The sequence below is a fragment of the Catenuloplanes niger genome, assembly GCF_031458255.1.
Taxonomy (GTDB): domain Bacteria; phylum Actinomycetota; class Actinomycetes; order Mycobacteriales; family Micromonosporaceae; genus Catenuloplanes; species Catenuloplanes niger.
On sequence record NZ_JAVDYC010000001.1, the window covers coordinates 82103 to 98877 of the forward strand.

At 74.2% G+C, this 16775-nt stretch carries 15 protein-coding genes; 1 reads left to right on the plus strand and 14 read right to left on the minus strand.

Going from position 1 to position 16775, the window contains the following annotated elements; genetic code table 11:
• Positions 1–165 precede the first annotated feature (165 nt).
• From J2S44_RS00355 to J2S44_RS00395, 9 genes are all read right to left on the minus strand, one after another.
• Positions 166–2145: a response regulator gene (locus J2S44_RS00355; protein ID WP_310407683.1), complete on the minus strand. Its 1980-nt coding sequence runs from the start codon at positions 2143–2145 to the stop codon at positions 166–168.
• Positions 2142–3167 carry a chemotaxis-specific protein-glutamate methyltransferase CheB gene (gene cheB, locus J2S44_RS00360; protein ID WP_310407684.1) on the minus strand — a complete coding sequence of 342 codons (1026 nt, stop codon included), beginning with the start codon at positions 3165–3167 and terminating at the stop codon, positions 2142–2144. The genes J2S44_RS00355 and cheB overlap by 4 nt, the downstream gene beginning before the upstream one ends.
• Complete coding sequence (locus J2S44_RS00365) at positions 3164–5494, minus strand: hybrid sensor histidine kinase/response regulator (RefSeq protein ID WP_310407687.1); 2331 nt, start codon at positions 5492–5494, stop codon at positions 3164–3166. The genes cheB and J2S44_RS00365 overlap by 4 nt, the downstream gene beginning before the upstream one ends.
• A gap of 25 nt (positions 5495–5519) precedes the next feature.
• The gene (locus J2S44_RS00370) at positions 5520–6992 is read right to left on the minus strand and encodes a HAMP domain-containing methyl-accepting chemotaxis protein (protein WP_310407690.1); all 1473 of its coding nucleotides are present in this window, start codon (positions 6990–6992) and stop codon (positions 5520–5522) included.
• Between the two features lie 10 nt (positions 6993–7002).
• Positions 7003–7827 (minus strand): chemotaxis protein CheW, encoded by an 825-nt coding sequence (locus J2S44_RS00375; RefSeq protein WP_310407692.1) that lies wholly within the window; start codon positions 7825–7827, stop codon positions 7003–7005.
• On the minus strand, positions 7824–9218 hold the full coding sequence (locus J2S44_RS00380; RefSeq protein WP_310407695.1) for a CheR family methyltransferase: 1395 nt from the start codon (positions 9216–9218) through the stop codon (positions 7824–7826). Before J2S44_RS00380 ends, J2S44_RS00375 begins: the two co-directional genes overlap by 4 nt.
• A complete protein-coding gene (locus J2S44_RS00385; RefSeq protein ID WP_310407698.1) occupies positions 9208–9612 on the minus strand; it encodes a chemotaxis protein CheW in 405 nt (134 codons plus the stop codon). Before J2S44_RS00385 ends, J2S44_RS00380 begins: the two co-directional genes overlap by 11 nt.
• 847 nt (positions 9613–10459) lie before the next feature.
• On the minus strand, positions 10460–11215 hold the full coding sequence (locus J2S44_RS00390) for an HAD family hydrolase (RefSeq protein ID WP_310407700.1): 756 nt from the start codon (positions 11213–11215) through the stop codon (positions 10460–10462).
• The gene (locus tag J2S44_RS00395; protein WP_310407702.1) at positions 11212–12042 is read right to left on the minus strand and encodes an alpha/beta fold hydrolase; all 831 of its coding nucleotides are present in this window, start codon (positions 12040–12042) and stop codon (positions 11212–11214) included. The genes J2S44_RS00390 and J2S44_RS00395 overlap by 4 nt, the downstream gene beginning before the upstream one ends.
• Positions 12043–12200: 158 nt before the next feature.
• Between J2S44_RS00395 and J2S44_RS00400 the strand changes: the two genes are divergently transcribed.
• Positions 12201–12623, plus strand: coding sequence for a VOC family protein (locus tag J2S44_RS00400; protein WP_310407705.1), 423 nt, complete (start codon positions 12201–12203; stop codon positions 12621–12623).
• On the opposite strand, the gene J2S44_RS00405 is transcribed toward J2S44_RS00400, so the two are convergent.
• From J2S44_RS00405 to J2S44_RS00425, 5 genes are all read right to left on the minus strand, one after another.
• The gene (locus J2S44_RS00405; RefSeq protein ID WP_310407709.1) at positions 12602–13135 is read right to left on the minus strand and encodes a GerMN domain-containing protein; all 534 of its coding nucleotides are present in this window, start codon (positions 13133–13135) and stop codon (positions 12602–12604) included. The two genes, J2S44_RS00400 and J2S44_RS00405, sit on opposite strands and share 22 nt — an antisense overlap.
• Positions 13136–13218: 83 nt before the next feature.
• Positions 13219–14577: a sensor histidine kinase gene (locus J2S44_RS00410; protein WP_310429428.1), complete on the minus strand. Its 1359-nt coding sequence runs from the start codon at positions 14575–14577 to the stop codon at positions 13219–13221.
• Between the two features lie 58 nt (positions 14578–14635).
• A complete protein-coding gene (locus J2S44_RS00415; RefSeq protein ID WP_310407711.1) occupies positions 14636–15316 on the minus strand; it encodes a response regulator transcription factor in 681 nt (226 codons plus the stop codon).
• A 259-nt stretch (positions 15317–15575) separates the two neighbouring features.
• Positions 15576–16190, minus strand: coding sequence for an STAS domain-containing protein (locus tag J2S44_RS00420; RefSeq protein ID WP_310407713.1), 615 nt, complete (start codon positions 16188–16190; stop codon positions 15576–15578).
• A 16-nt stretch (positions 16191–16206) separates the two neighbouring features.
• On the minus strand, positions 16207–16506 hold the full coding sequence (locus tag J2S44_RS00425; protein ID WP_310407714.1) for an STAS domain-containing protein: 300 nt from the start codon (positions 16504–16506) through the stop codon (positions 16207–16209).
• Between the last annotated feature and the right edge of the window lie 269 nt (positions 16507–16775).

Below are 16775 nucleotides of genomic sequence, written 5' to 3' on the forward strand. Positions count from 1 at the left end.
ACCGGGAGCGCCACCCGGTGGGGGTGCCGGTACTGCGGGACCACCCGCGGACCGGACAGGGAGGAGCCCCGGCGACGACCGGTGCCCGCGGGAGCATGCGGGTCGCGGCCACGCCGGAAGCGGGAAAAGCGGCTGTGGTGCCGTGAACCGGCGGCGCCGGACGCGCTACCGCTCCGCCGGTGGCAGCGTGAAGTTGAACGACGCGCCCTCCCCCGGGTTGCCGGCGGCCCAGATCCGGCCGCCGTGCCGGTCGATGATCCGCCAGACCGTCGTGAGCCCGATCCCGGTGCCCGGGAACTCGTCGTTGGTGTGCAGCCGCCCGAACGGGCGGAAGAGCTGGTCGGCCTTCTCGGCCGGGAATCCGGCGCCGTTGTCGCGGACGTGGAACACGCCGTCCGCGCAGCCGATCTCGATCCGGGCGTGCGGGGTGCGGCCGGTGAACTTCCAGGCGTTGCCGAACAGGTTGACCAGCACCACCCGCACCAGCTCCACGTCGCCGGACGCGGTCATGCCGGGCGTGACGACCGTGGTCACCGCGCGGTCCGGGAACCGCTGCCGGAAGTCGTCGACCACCTCGGTGGCGATCGCGGTGACGTCCACCGTGTCCCGGCGGATGTCGCCGCGGCTGGCGCGGGCGAGCAGCAGCAGCGACTCGATCAGCGCGGCCATCCGCCAGGCCGCGCCGTGGATGCGGTTCAGGTCCTGCCGGGCGCGGTCCGTGGTGTCCGGGTCGTCGAGGATCTGTTCGGTGAACCCGAGGATGGTCTGCAGCGGCGCGCGCAGGTCGTGCGACACGCTGCCGCTGAACGCCTCCAGCTCCCGGTTGCGCCACTCCAGCTCGTCGACCATCCGGGCCCGCGTCTCGGCCGCGTCCCGGGCCGCGCGCTCCTCGGCCGCCATGATCTCCCGGGTGAGCAGCTCCTCCCGGATCCGGCGGGACTCGTCCTGCAGGTGCTTGCGCCGCAGGTGCGCGCGGACGTGGGCGCGCAGCGTGCCCGGCCCGTCGACGGTCCGGACGTAGTCGTCCGCGCCGGCGGACAGCGAGCTGAGCATCACCTCGCCGTCCTCCAGCCCCACCATGATCAGCGGAATGTCCCGCAGCCCGGGTACGTCCTTGATCCGTTCGCAGGTCTGCCGGGCCTCCGCGATCGCCTGCGCGGACGCCTGCACGCCGAACGCGGGCATCGCGCCGAGCACCACGCAGTCCGCCGGCTGGGCGGCGAGCATGGCCATCGCGTCGTCCGCGTGCCGGGCGACCACCACCTCGTAGCCGTCCTCGCGCAGCGCGGCCTGGGCCTGCGTGAGGTAGCCCGGGTCCGCTCCGATCATGAGCACCTTCTTCGGGCCGTGCATGCCGCGTGGCGCGTCGATCGGCAGCGCGGCCGCGGTCTGCCGGAGCACGGCCGCGAGCTTGGCCAGCAGCACCGCGAAGTCGTCCTGCTTGCGGACGAACGCGTCCGCGCCCGCGTCCAGGATCTGCAGTTCGGTGGCGTAGTCGTCGGAGGCGGTGAGCAGCAGGCAGGGCAGGTTGCGCAGGGCGGCGTCCAGGCGGATGCGGCGGATCACGGTGGCGCCGTCGATGCCGGGCAGCATGCCGTCGACGACGACCGCGCTGGGCCGGCGGTCCGCCGCGACGCGCAGGCCCTCCTCCCCGGTCCCGGCGGTCAGCACCGCGTACCCGGCCTCCTCCAGCGCCTCGGTGACGACCGCGCGGAACGTGGGGCTGTCGTCGATGACGAGCACGGTGCGCGCGTGCGAGGCGGGGGATCCACGGGCGCGCAGCAGCTCCCGGCTGCGCGCGACCACGAAGTGGCCGTCGTAGGGTTTGCCCACGTACTCGTCCGCGCCGGTGGCGAGCCCGCGCACCCGGTCCTTGACCTCGGCCTCGCTGGACAGCAGGATCCGGACCGCGCCGGCCTGCAGCGGGATCTCGCCGACGTCGCGCAGCAGGTCCACGCCGTCCGCGTCGGGCAGCAGCACGTCCAGGATGATCACGTCGAAGCGTTCCCGCTGGAAGGCCGCGCGGGCCTCGGCACCGGTCGCGGCCAGCACGGTGTGGAAGCCGGCCTCCTCGAAGACCTCGTCGAGGTCCATCCGCACGGTGAGGCTGTCGTCGACGATCAGCACGGTGTCCACCCGGGTCATGCCAGCGCCGCCAGCCGCTCGCCGATCGCGGTCAGCGGCAGCGACTCGGTGGCCGCACCGAGCAGCACGGCCTCGCGGGGCATCCCGTAGACCACGCTGGTCGCCTCGTCCTGTGCGTACGTGCGGGCCCCGGCGCGGCGCATCGCGAGCAGCCCGGCGGCGCCGTCCCGGCCCATGCCGGTCAGCAGCACGCCGACCGCGGACGGGCCGTACGCGTCCGCGACGCTCTCGAACAGCGTGTCGACGCTCGGCCGGCAGGAGTGGCGTTCCGGGCCGTTGCTGAGCTGCAGCATGCCGCCGCGGATGAGCAGGTGCCGGTCGGGTGGCGCGACCGTCACCCGACCGGCGCCGGCCGAGACCGGGACACCACCGGTGGCGTACACGACCGGCCGCTGCACCTGAGCGGCGAGCCAGTCGGTGAACGCGGTCGCGAAGACCTCGTTCGCGGAGAGGTGCTGGACGTAGAGGATCGGCAGCGGGAACGCGGGCGGCAGGCGGCTGAGAATCTGGTTGATCGCACCCGGCCCGCCGGTGGACGCACCGATCACCACCAGCTGCGTCCCCTTGGGCCGGCCGGCCGGCGGCACCGGCGCGGGCTCCGGCACCGGGGTGGCGCGCCGCCGGGTCACCACCTTGATCCGGGACACCACCCGGACCGCGGTCCGCAGCCGCGCCCCCCAGGTGGCGTCGGAGGCGTCGCCGCGCGGCTTCTCCAGCACGTCGACCGCGCCGGCCGCGAGCACGTCGTAGGTGCCGAGCGCCTCCCGCCGGGCCGCGGACGACACCACCAGGATCGGGGTCGGGCAGTCCTGCATGATCTGCTCGGTCGCCTGCAGCCCGCTCATCACCGGCAGCATCACGTCCATGGTGATGACGTCAGGGCGCAGCCGGCGGCACATGTCCACCGCCTCCGCGCCGGTCACCGCCTCGCCGGCGATCTGCACGCCCGGGTCCAGGGTCAGCGCCTCCCGCAGCGCCGCGCGCACGGTCAGCGAGTCCTCCACCACCAGCACCCGGATCATGCGGCACCCACCAGGCCCTTGATGTAGTCGAGCAGCTCCTCCTGGTCGAACTCGCTCTTCACCACGTACGCGCTGGCGCCCACGTCGAAGCCGCGCCGGCGGTCCTCCGGCGACGACCGCGAGGTGACCAGGATCGCCGGGGTCTCGCGCAGCACCGGGTCGGCGCGGGTCAGCTCGACGAACGTGAACCCGTCGATGCCCGGCATGTCCACGTCGACCAGGAACAGCGCGTACGACCGGTACCTCGCCCGTTCCAGACCCTCCTCCCCGGAGGCGGCCAGGTCGACCTGGTATCCGGCGGACTCCAGGATGGACTGCTCCAGCATCCGGGTGGTGAGCGAGTCGTCGACCACCAGGATCGGGCGGCCTTCCGCGGCACCGTCCTCGGCGGCGGCCAGCGGGGTCGGCTCGCCGCTGTGTGTGCCGGTGGCCCGCCCGCCGGCCGCGACCAGGCCGTGCGGGTCCAGCACCAGGCGCGGGTTGCCCTCGGCGTCCATCGACAGCCCGCTGATCACCGGACCGGCCGGGGCCAGCTCGGGCAGCGGGCGCACGATCAGCACGGACGTGCCGAGCAGCCGGTCGACGCAGACCGCGACGATGTCCGCGCCGGCCTTGACGACGACCGCGACGGCCGCGGTCTTCGCGGCCGGTGCCGGGCCGCCGAGCGCGCGGGTCAACGGCAGGAACGGGATGACCCGGCCGTCGTGCGTGATCACCTCGGCCGAGGCCGCGGCGGCGACCTCCTCGCCGGTCATCCGCAGGCAGGTCTCGACCGCGTCCAGCGGCACGGACGCCAGCAGACCGCCCGCCTCCACGATCAGGCCGTGCAGCGACACCAGCGACAGCGGCACCACCAGCTCCAGCCGGGTGCCCTCGCCCGGTGCGGTGTCGATGCTGACGTCGCCGCCGAGCTGCTCGGCCACGTCCCGCACCGCGTCCAGGCCGATGCCGCGCCCGGACACGCCGGTGACGGACGCGGCCGTGCTGATCCCGCCCCGCATCAGCATCGCCATCAACGTGCCGGAGTCGGCCGGCTCGCCCGGCACCAACAGCCCGCGCGACTCCGCGGTGCGCCGGACCGCGGCCAGGTCGAAGCCCCGCCCGTCGTCGCGGCACTCGAACGCCGCGAACTTGCCACGGTGCGTGACCGTGACGGTCACGTGCCCGTCCGCGGGCTTGCCGGCCGCGATCCGCTCCTCCGCCGGCTCGATGCCGTGCGCGACCGCGTTGCGTACCACGTGTTGCAGCGCTCCCGAGGTCTGGCTCAGCACCTGCGGGTCCAGGCGCAGCTCGCCGCCGTGCCCCTCGAACGCCACCCGCCTGCCGTGCACGGTGGCCGCGTCGTGCACGGCCCGGTGCAGCGTGGTGAGCACGGACGCGACCGGCACCAGGCGCAGCCGTTCGGCCCGGCCGCGCACGTCGTCGAGCTCGCGCTCGACCTGTTCCACGGTCTCGGTGAGCTGCCGGCCGAGCGTGCCCAGCTCCGCGGTCAGCCGGGACGCCATCGCGCCGGCCTGATCGGTGTAGCGCGGCTCGCCACCGCCCTGCCCGAGCCCGGTCACCGGGTCGATGTGCGTCACCGCACCGGTCCGGCCGACCCGCAGCTGGTCGGCGAGCGCGGCCGCGGCCCGGTGCGCGCGCTGCACGACGGCCAGCTGCCGCCGGATCGGCCCGAACCGCGCGTGCGCCTCGTCCACGGCCTCCAGCAGCTCGTCCACATCGGACGTCTCGCCGCGCACCGGCTGCGCCGGAGCGGAAACCCCTTCCGGCGGTACGGTGACGTGCTGCTCCGCCGGGGCCACCGAGGGTGCCGGGGCGGGCGCCGGACCGGGCGTCACGGCCGGCGGCTGCTCCGCCGCACCCGGCGGCATCGCGGCGGGCCACGCCGGCGCGCCGATCCCCACGGCCGGGCCCACCGGCTCCGCGGCCACCGCCGCCTCCGCTGCCGCCGCCGTCTCCGGCGCGGGCGGTGGCGGTGGTGGCGGAGACGGTGCCGGCGCGGCCGGTGCCGGCTGAGCGCTCAGTCCGTCGACCCGCGCGGTCATCGAGTCGGACAGCGCCAGCAACCGCGAGATGTCGCCGGCCGGCACCGGCGTCGTGCCGTCCCGGTACGGCATCAGGATCTCTTCCAGCGCGTGCGCGTCGTCCGCGATCTCCGGCTGCTTCACCACCCGCGCTGCGCCCTTGAGCGTGTGCGCGGCCCGCAGCAGTCGTGCCACCGGCTCCGCGCCGCCCGCCTGGGTCAGGTCGAGCACCCCCTGGCTGAGCACGTCGACCAGCTCCCGGGCCTCCACCCGGAAGTACCGCAGCGGGTCCTTGGAGCTCAACGCCCCGCCCCCGGGAGGACTCGGGTCACTTCGCGGCTCCCGTGGTCACCATCTTCAGCAGCGACCCGGACAGCGTGCTCAGGTGCGCCGCGGTCTGCCGGGTCTGGGACGCGCTGGTCTCCGTCTCCCGGGTGACCCGCGCGGTGTCCGCGACCGCGGCGTTGACCTGTTCCACCGCGGTCGTCTGCTGCTTCGTGGACAGCTCGATCTCGCGCGCCGACTCCGTGGTGTTGCCGACCAGCGACACGATCTGCTGGAACGACGCGGTCACCTCGCCGAACTGCCGGGTGCCGGCGTCCACCGCCTTCGCGCCGGTCTCGGTCGCCATCACGGTCGTGTTCACCGCGCCACGCACGTCGTCGATCAGCGCCCGGATCTCCTTCGCCGACGCCGCGGTCCGGTCCGCCAGCTTGCGGATCTCGTCCGCCACCACCGCGAACCGCCGTCCCCACTCGCCCGCGCCGGACGCCTCGATGGTCGCGTTGATGGCCAGGATGTTGGTCTGCTCGGCCAGTTCCGACACCAGGTCGACGACGCCGCCGATCTGCTGCGAGCGCTGGCCGAGTTCCAGCATGTGCTGCACGATCAGGTCCACCTGCTGCCGGATCGCGGTGATCGACGAGCGGGCCTGCTCGATCGTGGAGTCGCCGGACGCGGCCGCGGTCGCGGTGTCCTCGGCGATCTTCGCGACCCGCTGCGCGCCCTCGGAGATCTGCCGCGACGTGATCAGCAGTTCCTCGATCGTGGTGGTGATCTCGTTCATCGCGGTCGCCTGGTCCCGGCTGCCGGACGCCTGCTGCGCGGCCGCGGCCTCCAGCTGCGCGGACGAGCTCTGGATGTGGCCGACCGCGCCGGCCACCTGCCGCTTCAGCGCGCGGTTGAGGACCACCGCGGTGACCACGCCGAACACCATGGCGACCAGCGCGATCACGATGACCACGACGATCGCGGTGCCCGCCTGCGCGGTCGCGGCCTCCTGCCCGGCGGTGAGGTCCCGGCGCATCATCGCCGTGAGCGCGGCGATGTCCTGGTCGAGCGCCTCGCGCTTCGGGGTGACCGTCTGGTCCCACCGGGCGGCCACGTCCGTCATCGGCGTGTTCGCCCGCCGGGCCGCGATGACCGCGTCCAGCGCGGTCTGGTGCTCCTGCTCGGCCGCGCTGACCCGGTCGAGCAGCGTGCGCTCCTCCGCGGTGCTCGTGTTCCCGCTCAGCTGACCGATCCCGGCCGTGAACTCGGCGCGGGCGTCGTTCATCGTGGTGAGGAACCGCTCGTCGCCGGTGAGCAGGTACCCACGGGACGCGCTCGCCTTCGCCTCCGCGGACGCGCGCAGCGCCTGCGCCTCGACCAGGCCGGTGATGCCGAGCGTGATGACCCGGTCCTTCTCGTCCACGACCGTCGTCAGCGCGCCGATCCCGACCAGGCCGGTGAGCAACGTCAGCGCGATCGTGACCGCGAAGCCGGCACCGAGCTTCTGGCCGAACGTCCACTCTCGTCTCATCGCAGTCTCCTCAACCGTGCGTCAGGGCTTGGATGGCGGCGCGGACCGCGGCGACATCGACGATCGGCCGGGCGCCCTCCGGCCGTTGCACGATGCCGCGCAGGCAGCCGCGGGGGCCGTGCCCGATCTGCTCCTCGATGACCTCGGCGGCCGGGATGCGCAGGTGGCCGTCGAGTGCCTCGAACGCGAGCGCGACCGCGGGTTCGCCGGAGGCCAGCACCAGCCAGCGCGACTCGGGCTGCGGCGGCTGGCCGAGCACGGCCGCCAGGCTGTAGACCGGCACGATCGAGCCGCGGAACCCGGCCACGCCGAGCAGCGCGGCGATCGGGCCGGGCAGCGGTGTGACGCGCCGGTTCGGGAAGAGACCGGCGGACTGGGCCAGGCGCAGCGCGTAGCGGCGCCCGGCGACCGTGATCGCCAGCAGGTCGTGGAACTGGACGACCTGTTCCCGGGGCGGGTCCGCGAACGACCGGTCGAACGAGGCGCGCAACTGCCCGAGCCGCTCCCGCATCTGCCGCGCGACCGCGTTGTCCATGGTGGACGGTCCGGTGGTGCGGCCGGCCCCGGCGTCGCGGGCCTCCTCGATCGCACGGTTGCGGGCGGCGAGGTCGGCCATCTCGTCCGCGGGCGGGCCGCCCCATGCGTCCCCCGGCGGCGAGCCACCCCAGGTCTCCTCCACCGGCGGGCCGGCCCAGGCATCTCCAGCCGGCGGGCCGGCCCAGGCCTCCCCCGCCGGCGGGCCGGCCCAGGCCTCGCCGGCCGGCAAGGTGCCCCAGGTGTCGGCCGGTGGCGGCGTGCCCCAGGTGTCGGCCGGTGGCGTCCAGGCGTCGGTCATGACACCGCCCCGACCGCCTGGAGTTCGCTGCGGCAGAGCGCGATCAGCGACTGCCGGCCGAATCCGCCGCCGAACAGCAGGATCCGTTCGTCGGTCTCGCCGCGCAGCAGCGTAACGGCCCGGTCCAGCTCACGCGCCGCCGTCTGCCGGTCACCGGTCTGCTTGGCGAGCATGCCCAGCCGCATGCGGGGCATCGCGAAACCCGGGTCGAGGTACGCGGCGAGCTGGTGGTGCCGGCCCGCGGTGGCCGGGGACGCGTCGCCCTCGTGGCAGACTCCGATCACGTAGTGCGCGTCCGCGTTCAGCCCGTCCTCCGCGACCAGCCGTTCGCACAGCGCCGCGGCCCGGCCGGTGTCACCGGCGTGGGCGAGCAGCGCGCCGCGCAGCACCCGCACCCGGGGCAGGCGGGACTCCGGCTCGGTGATCGACTCGACGGCCGTGAGCGCTTCCTGGAACCGTTCGTCGCGGAGCAGCAGGAGCGCCCGCTCGTACTCCCGCATGGGTGAGGTCGTGGGTGGTGGTGCCGGCTGTGCGCGGGTGACCGGCGCCGGCGCGGTGCCGGCCGGTTGCGGCGCGGCGGCGGGCGCGGTCCGGCGGTAGTAGAACGTGCCGTGCGTGTGCCGGACCTCCAGCCCCTCCGGGCGGCTGCCGAGCGAGTCGGTGTGGCCGAGGAAGAGGTATCCGCCGGGCGCGAGCGCGCGGGTGATGCGGGCGATCGTGCCGCGCCGGACCTCGTCCGTGAGGTACATCAGCATGTTCCGGCAGAAGATCACGTCGTAGCTCTGGTGCGCCCACAGCACCGGGTCGTCGTTGACCACGTTGTGCTCGACGAAGTGCACGCGGGCGCGCAGCCGCTCGTCGACCTCGACGCCGCCGTCGCGCGGGTGGAACCAGCGCTGCCGGATGCTGGCCGGCGTCTCGCGCAGCGACCAGCTGCCGTAACGGCCGGTGGCCGCGCGGCGCAGCACCGCCCGGTTGATGTCCAGGCCGACGATGGAGACGTGCCAGTCCGGTGGCACCCGTTCCGCGGTCACGGCCGCGAGCGTGTACGGCTCCTCGCCGGACGAGCAGCCGACGCTCAGCAGCCGCAGTGCGCGGACCGACGCGCGCGCCTTGAGCCGCTCCGGGATCGCCTCCTCGGCCAGCGCGTGGAACTGCTCGATGTTGCGGAAGAAGTACGTCTCGTTGATCGTGAGGGCTTCGGCGAGCGCGCGCAGCTCGGCCCGTTCCGGGTCCGCGGTCAGCCGGTCGAGGTAGTCGCGCTCGCTCATCCGGTGCCGTTCCGCGCGGGTGCGCAGCACCTCGGTGAGCAGGTCGTCGCGCTTCTCGTCGAACGTCATGCCGAGCCGCTCGGCCAGCAGCGCGCGCAGCCGGTGCAGGTCAGGCCGCATATGCCGCCACCATCCGGGTCACGCCGTCCGGGTCGAGGAACATCAGCGGTTCCGCGTCCAGCACGCCGACCGCCGCGACCACGCCGCCCATCGACGGCGCCTCCCGCCCGGTCTCCGGGTGCACGTCGCGCACGCCGAGTACCGCGCCGATCGCCAGTACGCCGCCGGCCTTCGTGGTGACGAACCGTTCCGCCGCGGTGTCGAAGTCGCCGAGCAGCCGGCCGAGGTCGAGCACCGGCACGGCCACGCCGCGCACCACGCTGACGCCACGCACGTAGTGCGCGCTGCCGGCGAGCGGCTGGATCGGCAGGGGCCGCATGAGCTCCACGATGTCGCCGAGCGGCAGCGCGCACAGCACCGTGCCGGCGCGGAAGATCAGCGACAGTCCGTACACCGATTCAGGCTAAATGCCGCTTTAGCCGCGGGAAGCGGAATACCAAGCAAAGGCACGGCGCCCGGTACGGTTTGCCACCCGCTGTCCAGTTGCCGGCGCCGCGCGCGCCCGTGACGGCCGGCGGACGCGAGAATGTCGGCGATCTCCGGCGACCTTTCGCGCCGCTCATCCGTATCAGCCGCGCGAGGACCTCCCCGCCGACCCGCGGCGACGACGGGTTCGTGGAGTCCGCTCGGGTGGCGTGGCGACGACTCGTCCACGCGGCGCACCTGATCCTCGGCGACCACCACCGGGCCGAGGACCCGGCGTCGAGCTCCGCCGGAACTCGCGGGCGGCACGTCTTCGCATGGGCGCGGCGCGCCGGGTCACGGCCGACATCCCGGCATAAGATTCATTTTCTCCACTAGTTAATCAATGATAGGTTCATCGAAGTTCGGTCCGAGCCACCCGGGACGTCATGTTCATCGGCCGTCCACCCGGCGTACGTGTGGTACGACGGCGCTCAGGTGATCCGGTCACCGCGCGGCGCCGAGTTCCTCGCCGGTCTCCGCGCACCGCACGGATCCCTCGGCCGGTTCCTCCTTCCGCGGGGCATCAACGCCACGACGATGGCCGTGATCGACGAGGCGGCCGACGAGACCATGACCGACACCGCGTACGACCCGTACCGCGACGCGACGCCGAACCTGTACCGGTACCGCGGCTGGGGTCCCGGGTTCGACCGGACCGCGGACGTCCCCGGCCTGGTGGTCGCGCCGGACGCCGACCCGTACAACGACGTCCGGCTGAGCCGGGAGACAGCCGAGCGGCTCTGCGCCCGGCTGGCCGTGCTGCCCGGCAGGTCGCACTACTGGATGCACCAGGACCCCGACGGCACCGTCGAGCTGTTGTGCGAGTTCTGGAGCCGGGCCGCAAGCCCGCGCCAGCGGGGACGCGGTGCCTGCGGCAGGCGGCCGATCAGTCCGGCGAGGCCGGTGACCTCGGCCGCCGGCGGGGTGCCGGCCGGCGCGGTCCGGCCGTGCCGGTTGACCCAGGCGACCGGGATGCCGGCCGCGACCGCGCCGGCCACGTCCGTGGCCGGCGAGTCACCCACGTGCCACACCTGGTCCGCGGTCAGTCCCAGCGCGGCCAGCCCGGCCGCGAACATCGCCCGGTCCGGTTTGTACGCGCCGACCTCCTCGCTGCACACCACGGCCGCGACCTCGAGGCCGTGCCTGCGGATCGCGGCGTCCAGATCGGACCGGTCCGCGTCCGACACCACGCAGACCGGCACGGTGAGCGCGGCCAGGAACTCGCGGGTGCCCGGCCGCAGCGGTGGCGCCCGCCAGAACGCGAACTGCGGCGCGCACAGTTCCGTCGCGTCCCCGGCGCAACCGGCCTCGGTCATCGCCGCGGCCAGGCCGTCCCGGGCGCAGTCCCGCAGCGGGCGGAACGGCACCCGGTCCGCCGCCGCCTGATAGGCGCGCGACCAGGCACCCAGCACCTGCTCCGGGGTGACCGGCCGGGTGGCGCCGGCGGCGACCCGGGCCGCGATCGCGGCCATCACCTCGTCGTCGTCCTCGACCACGGTCCCGTAGAAGTCGAGCAGCAGGCCCCTGATCATCGGCGCGGGTTCTCCAGGATCAGGTCCGCGACGCGTTCCGGCAGGCCGGGTGCGTAGAAGCCGTGGCCCATGCCGTCGACCACGCTCAGCCGCGCGCCGGGGATCAGCGCGGCCAGCGCGGCACCGTGCCCGGGCGGGAAGAGCGGGTCGGCGCTGCCGTGGATCACCAGCGTGGGTGCGGTGATCGTGGTGAGCGGCGCGCGGCGGGCGTCCGTCCAGCGTCGGCCGGCCAGGTCGTGGTTCGCGGCCGCCGCCGGGTCCGCGGCCCGCTCGGCCGCGCGGCGCAGGTAGTCGCGGGCGGCCTCCTCGTCGAACGGCAGGCCGTCGCCGTGCAGGGTCCGCAGCGTGTCCAGCGGGGACCCGGGCGCGGTGACGAGCCTCAGGAACGCCGGGCTCGGCGGCGGCAGTTCGCCGTCGGCGGGCGGCCGGCCGGCGAGCGCGCGTGCCCAGGCCGGGCCCGGGTCGTTGCCCATCGGCGACGTCATGATCGCGGTCAGGGACAGCACCCGGTCCGGGCGGTGCACGGCCAGCCACTGGCCGATCGCTCCGCCGAGCGACGCACCCACGACGTGCGCGGCCGGTACGTCGTGCGCGTCCAGCACCGCGAGCGCGTCCAGCGCGAGGTCGTCCAGGTCGTACGGGTGCGTGGCGAAGTCCCGGCACTCGGACAGCCCGGTGTCCCGGTGGTCGAACCGGATCACCCGGCGTCCGCCCTCGACCAGCCGGTCCACCAGCGGTTCCGGCCAGCCGACGGACTGCGTGGCGGTACCCATGACGAGCAACGTCGGCGCGCCGGCACCGCGCTCCTCACTCCACAGTCGAATCATGGCCGCAGACGCTAGCCCATCCCTGAGCTGCGCAGATGGGCCACCACCCGACGGCACGCATCGACGGCATGAGATAATTGAGGTGTCGGCGCGGCGCGTTGACAGCCGGCACCCCGGTCACGTGTGCTCCAGGACCGCACGTACCCGAGGAGGCCTTCGTGAACTGGACCCTGGAAGTGGTCGTCGTGCCCGTGTCCGATCTGGACCGGGCGAAGGAGTTCTACGCCGAGAAGCTCGGCTTCCACGTCGACCACGACACCGACTTCGGCGTCGGGCGGATCATCCAGTTGACCCCGCCCGGCTCCGGCTGCTCCGTCGTGATCGGCCGGGGTGCGGTGCCGGAGATGCCGCCCGGCTCGCTGAAGGGCCTGCAGCTGGTCGTGCCGGACATCCGCGCGGCCCACGCCGAGCTGCGCGCCCGCGGTGTCGACTGCGGTGACGTCCAGGTGGTCGGCGAGAACCCGCACCCGGTCCCGGACCCGCTGGACAACGTCGGCTTCGTCTTCTTCAGCGACCCGGACGGCAACTCCTGGGCCGTGCAGCAGATCTCCGCGCGCGGTCAGGTGATCAGCTCGTCGTAGTCGACGAGCGTCAGCGGCCCGTCGGACAGTGACAGGTCCGCGCGCGGCACGGTGAGCGGCCGGCCGCCGCTGGTGAACTCGACGGTGCCGATCTCGGGCCGGCTGGTCAGCGTGCAGACGATCTGGCCGAACGCGAGCACCTCGTCGCTGCGGATGCCGTGCGCGGTCCAGTCCCCGATCTCGACGACCGCGGCGGCACCGTCCAGCGTGAGCCGGGGCGCGGGCAGCGCGCCGGTCAGCGCGCTGGTGTAGCCGTCCGCCTGCTCCGCCGCGTTCGGGCCGCCGAACAGGTCGGCGAGCTGCTCGGGCGCGGTCCGGGCGGTCGGCAGCCGCCGCTGCACGCGCGTGATCCGGTCGTCCTTGACCAGGCAGAGCCGTTCGACGGCGGAGCCGACACCGGGCGCGGTGGCGGTCCCGGACCGGTACGGGCGCGGGTTGTCCGGCTCCCGTGGCACGTCGTCCAGCGGGATGCCGCAGCCGGCGAGCACGAGCGCGCACACCAGCGGCAGCACCCGCGGCACCGGACGGCCCACCGGCGCCGGGCGGCTCGCTCGCACGGGTGTCACTGGCACGGGTCGTCTCACCGCAGCGCCTCTCACAGGCAGTCGGGCAGGTCGATGCGGAAGCGGGCGCCGCCGCCGGGCCGGTCGAGCACCTCGGCGGTGCCGTCGTGGGCGGCCGCGTGCTGGGCGACGAGCGCCAGGCCGAGCCCGGTGCCGCCGCCGTCCGCGCGCGAGGAGCTCTGCGACCGGCCGCGGACGAACCGGTTCCAGATCAGCGGCTTGTCCTCCGGGCTGACGCCGGGGCCCTCGTCGTCCACCTCGATCCGGCAGCGCTCCGCGTCCGCGGTCAGCCGCACCTCGGTGGCCCCGCCGCCGTAGCCGGCCGCGTTGTCGAGCAGGTTGTCGAAGAGCTGCCGGATCCGGCGCCGGTCGACCGACCAGACGACCGGGCCGCCGAGGACGGTGACGATGCCGGGGTCGAGGCCGTGGTCGCGGCAGGCCTGCCGGGCCAGCTCCGCCACGTCGACCTCCTGCCGGTCCGCGGGCTGGTCGGTCCGGGCGAGCTCGAGCAGGTCGTTGACCAGGCGCTGGAACCGGTCCACCTCGTCGACGACCAGGCCGGCCGCGAGCGCGGTGCGTTCGTCGAGCGTGTCCCGGCGCCGGTCGAGCACGCTGGCCGCGGCCGCGAGCGTCTGCAGCGGGGAGCGCAGCTCGTGGCTGACGTCCGCGGCGAACCGGCGGTCGCGCTCCATGCGCGCGGACAGCTGGTCGACCATGTGGTTGAACGAGGTGGTCAGCCGGGCCAGGTCCGGCTCGGCGGCCGGGTCGAGGCGGGCCATGTGCCGGCCGGCGGTGATCTCCTGGGCCGCGGCGGCGACCCGGGTGAGCGGGCGCAGCACGTAGCGGGTGGCGTTCCAGCCGACCAGCGCGCCCGCGCCGGCGGTGCCCAGCGCGACCAGCGTCAGCACCAGCGCGAGCACGCGGAGCGTGTGGTCCAGCTCGTCCATCGAGTCGACCTCGTAGAACACCACGCCGTCACCGAGCGGCACGGCGACGACCAGCGCGGGACCGTCGCCGGCGTCGACCATCTGAACGCCGACCCGGCCGGTGGACGCGTGTTCCTGCAGCTCGGGAGGGATCGCGTCGGTGAGCCCGACGTCGGCGCTGCGCGCGTGCCACTGGCCGGGGCCGAGCTGGAGGACCGCGCGGCGGCTGTCGCCGGTGTCCAGGGAGCGCAGCACCGTACCGATGTCGGGTGCGGGGTTGTTGTTGACGCCCGCCTCCACGATCGCGGCGTCGTAGTAGGCGGCCCGGACCGCCGTGTCCTCCCGTTCCGCGATCAGTGACCGGCGCACGAGCTGGTAGGAGACGACCGCCATGGCCAGCGACAGCACGAGCGCGCCGGCCGCGAACCCGGTGGTGACCCGCGCCCGCAGCCCGGCCCGCCCCACGACGTTCATGCCGGCCCGGTCCGGTGTCGCCGGCGCACGCGCGGAGCCGCCGGGCCGGTCATGACACGAGCAGCTTGTATCCGAGGCCGCGCACGGTGACCAGGTGGCGGGGCGCCCCCGAGTCTTTCTCGATCTTGGCGCGCAGCCGGCCGATGTGCACGTCGACCAGCCGCTCGTCGCCGCCGTCGTAGCCCCAGACGCGCTGCAGCAGCTGCTGCCGGGACAGCACCCGGCCGGCGTGCTCGGCCAGCTCGCAGAGCAGCTGGAACTCGGTGCGCGTCACGGACACGGTCTCGCCGCCGACCCGCACCTCCCCCGCCTCCGGCAGGATCTGCAGATCACCGAACGACAGCACCGGTACGGGATCGATCGTGACCGGCCGGGCCCGGCGCCGCAGCGCCCGCAGCCGCGCGGACAGTTCCTTGATCGCGACCGGCTTGACCACGTAGTCGTCCGCGCCCGCCTCCAGCGCGGCCACGATGTCGTGCGTGTCGTCCCGCGCGCTGACCACCACGATCGGCACGTCGTCGACGCGCCGCAGCTGCCGGATGCACTCGAAGCCGTCGATGCCGGGGAGCATCAGGTCGACGAGCACGGTGTCCGCGGCCTGGGCGCGCTGCGCGGCGAGCCCCTCCTCCGCGGTCGCGGCACCCCGGGCCGTGTAGCCCTCGTCCTCCAGCGCCATCACCAGTGACAACCGGATGCGGTCGTCGTCCTCGATCACCAGTACGCCCGACATGCTCCCCATCATGCCCGGACCCCGGCGCGGCCGCCCGGGTGACACCCGCGGGCGGGCCCTGAACCAGGACGCCCGCTCGCGGGTGCGGCCGGCCCGCCGGTGACGAGACTCCCGTCTGGGGGGAGGAGTCGAGCCGCGACACCGGCGGGATGATCATCTTTCGGGGGGTTCATGGCAACGGCTTCCCGGACGTGTGACGGTTTCATGACGACCGCGGGCGGTTCCGGACGAGCGCGGGCCCGGACGACCGCGGGTGACTTCAGGACGATCGCTGGCGCGGCGCCGGTGGGTGCGCGGCCAGCCAGGTCAGCGCGGACCGCAGGTCGTCGAAGACCGGCAGCGCGTCGTCCAGCCGCATGGTGTGCAGCACGGTCAGCACGAACCGGCTGGGCGCGGCCAGGCACAGGTGGCCGCCGCGCTTGCGGGCCCGCATGTGCCCGCGCACCAGCACGCTGAGCCCTATCGGGTCGACCAGCTCCACCGCGGACAGGTCCAGCGCGATGTTGCGGTGCAGCGCCGCCGCCCGGCCGAGCGCGGCCTGGATCGTGGACACCAGCAGCCGGTCGATGTCGCCGGTGACCTCGACGATCGCGGCGTGCGGGTCCTGGCGCAGCGCGACGTCACGGGGGATGTGCTTGCGCACCGGCCAGGTCGCGGCCGCGGCCGTCGACGGCTCGCGCAGCTGCCCGACCGCGCAGCCGGGACAGGCGTGCTGGCCGGTGGCGAACGGCGAGCCGGCCCAGCCCTGGTCGGTGAGCAGCGGCCAGACCACCTCGAGGTCGCGCAGGTGGTCGGCGCGGCAGCTCAGAACGTCCCCGCATCGATCGCAGATCAGGTCGATCATGTTGGCGACCTGCCCGGGCACCGCGGTCATCACCCACCACCCATCGTCAGCCGGCGTCGATCTGCAGCACCTTCGTCGCGTGAGCGATCTCCAACAGGCGCAGCACCCGTGCCGTGGGCCGGCGCAACGCCAGCCGTCCTTCGCTGCCCCAGAGGCGTCGATGCGTACTGAGCAGCAGGTCGATCCCGGCGGCGTCGATCGTCGGGCAGTCGGTCAGATCCAGGACGAGCCGGGACGGGCGGCGCGCCAGAGCCTGGTCCAGCAGCAGCTGCACCGCGGGAAGGCGGTGCCGCACCAGCTCGTGCGTGATCGTCAGCTCGATCAGGACGGCCTGCCCCACCTGCATCCCGGCCTCCCGGTCGCCACGACTCCACTTCGATCAGGCTGCCGGGGACTTTTGACGGAGCCCCGGCCAACATGTGTCAGTTCCGTGACGATCCCGCCCGCGGAACCTTCACCTTTCACGGTACACATCAAGAACTCGCTGTTCCCGCTTCCGGCGTGGCCGCTTTCCGCATGCTCCCGCGGGCCACGGCCGGCCACGGCCGGCCGTGGCCGGCCGTCCTTCCGGTTCCGGCGCGGGCACGGCGAACCACAACACGCGCACGCCGATAT

Bases quoted from the DNA above. Each gene is read 5' to 3' on its own strand.
- J2S44_RS00355 (WP_310407683.1), bottom strand. From the start codon at position 2,145: ATGACCCGGGTGGACACCGTGCTGATCGTCGACGACAGCCTCACCGTG.
- cheB (WP_310407684.1), bottom strand. From the start codon at position 3,167: ATGATCCGGGTGCTGGTGGTGGAGGACTCGCTGACCGTGCGCGCGGCG.
- J2S44_RS00370 (WP_310407690.1), bottom strand. From the start codon at position 6,992: ATGAGACGAGAGTGGACGTTCGGCCAGAAGCTCGGTGCCGGCTTCGCG.
- J2S44_RS00375 (WP_310407692.1), bottom strand. From the start codon at position 7,827: ATGACCGACGCCTGGACGCCACCGGCCGACACCTGGGGCACGCCGCCA.
- J2S44_RS00380 (WP_310407695.1), bottom strand. From the start codon at position 9,218: ATGCGGCCTGACCTGCACCGGCTGCGCGCGCTGCTGGCCGAGCGGCTC.
- J2S44_RS00390 (WP_310407700.1), bottom strand. From the start codon at position 11,215: ATGATCAGGGGCCTGCTGCTCGACTTCTACGGGACCGTGGTCGAGGAC.
- J2S44_RS00395 (WP_310407702.1), bottom strand. From the start codon at position 12,042: ATGATTCGACTGTGGAGTGAGGAGCGCGGTGCCGGCGCGCCGACGTTG.
- J2S44_RS00415 (WP_310407711.1), bottom strand. From the start codon at position 15,316: ATGTCGGGCGTACTGGTGATCGAGGACGACGACCGCATCCGGTTGTCA.
- J2S44_RS00420 (WP_310407713.1), bottom strand. From the start codon at position 16,190: ATGACCGCGGTGCCCGGGCAGGTCGCCAACATGATCGACCTGATCTGC.
- J2S44_RS00425 (WP_310407714.1), bottom strand. From the start codon at position 16,506: ATGCAGGTGGGGCAGGCCGTCCTGATCGAGCTGACGATCACGCACGAG.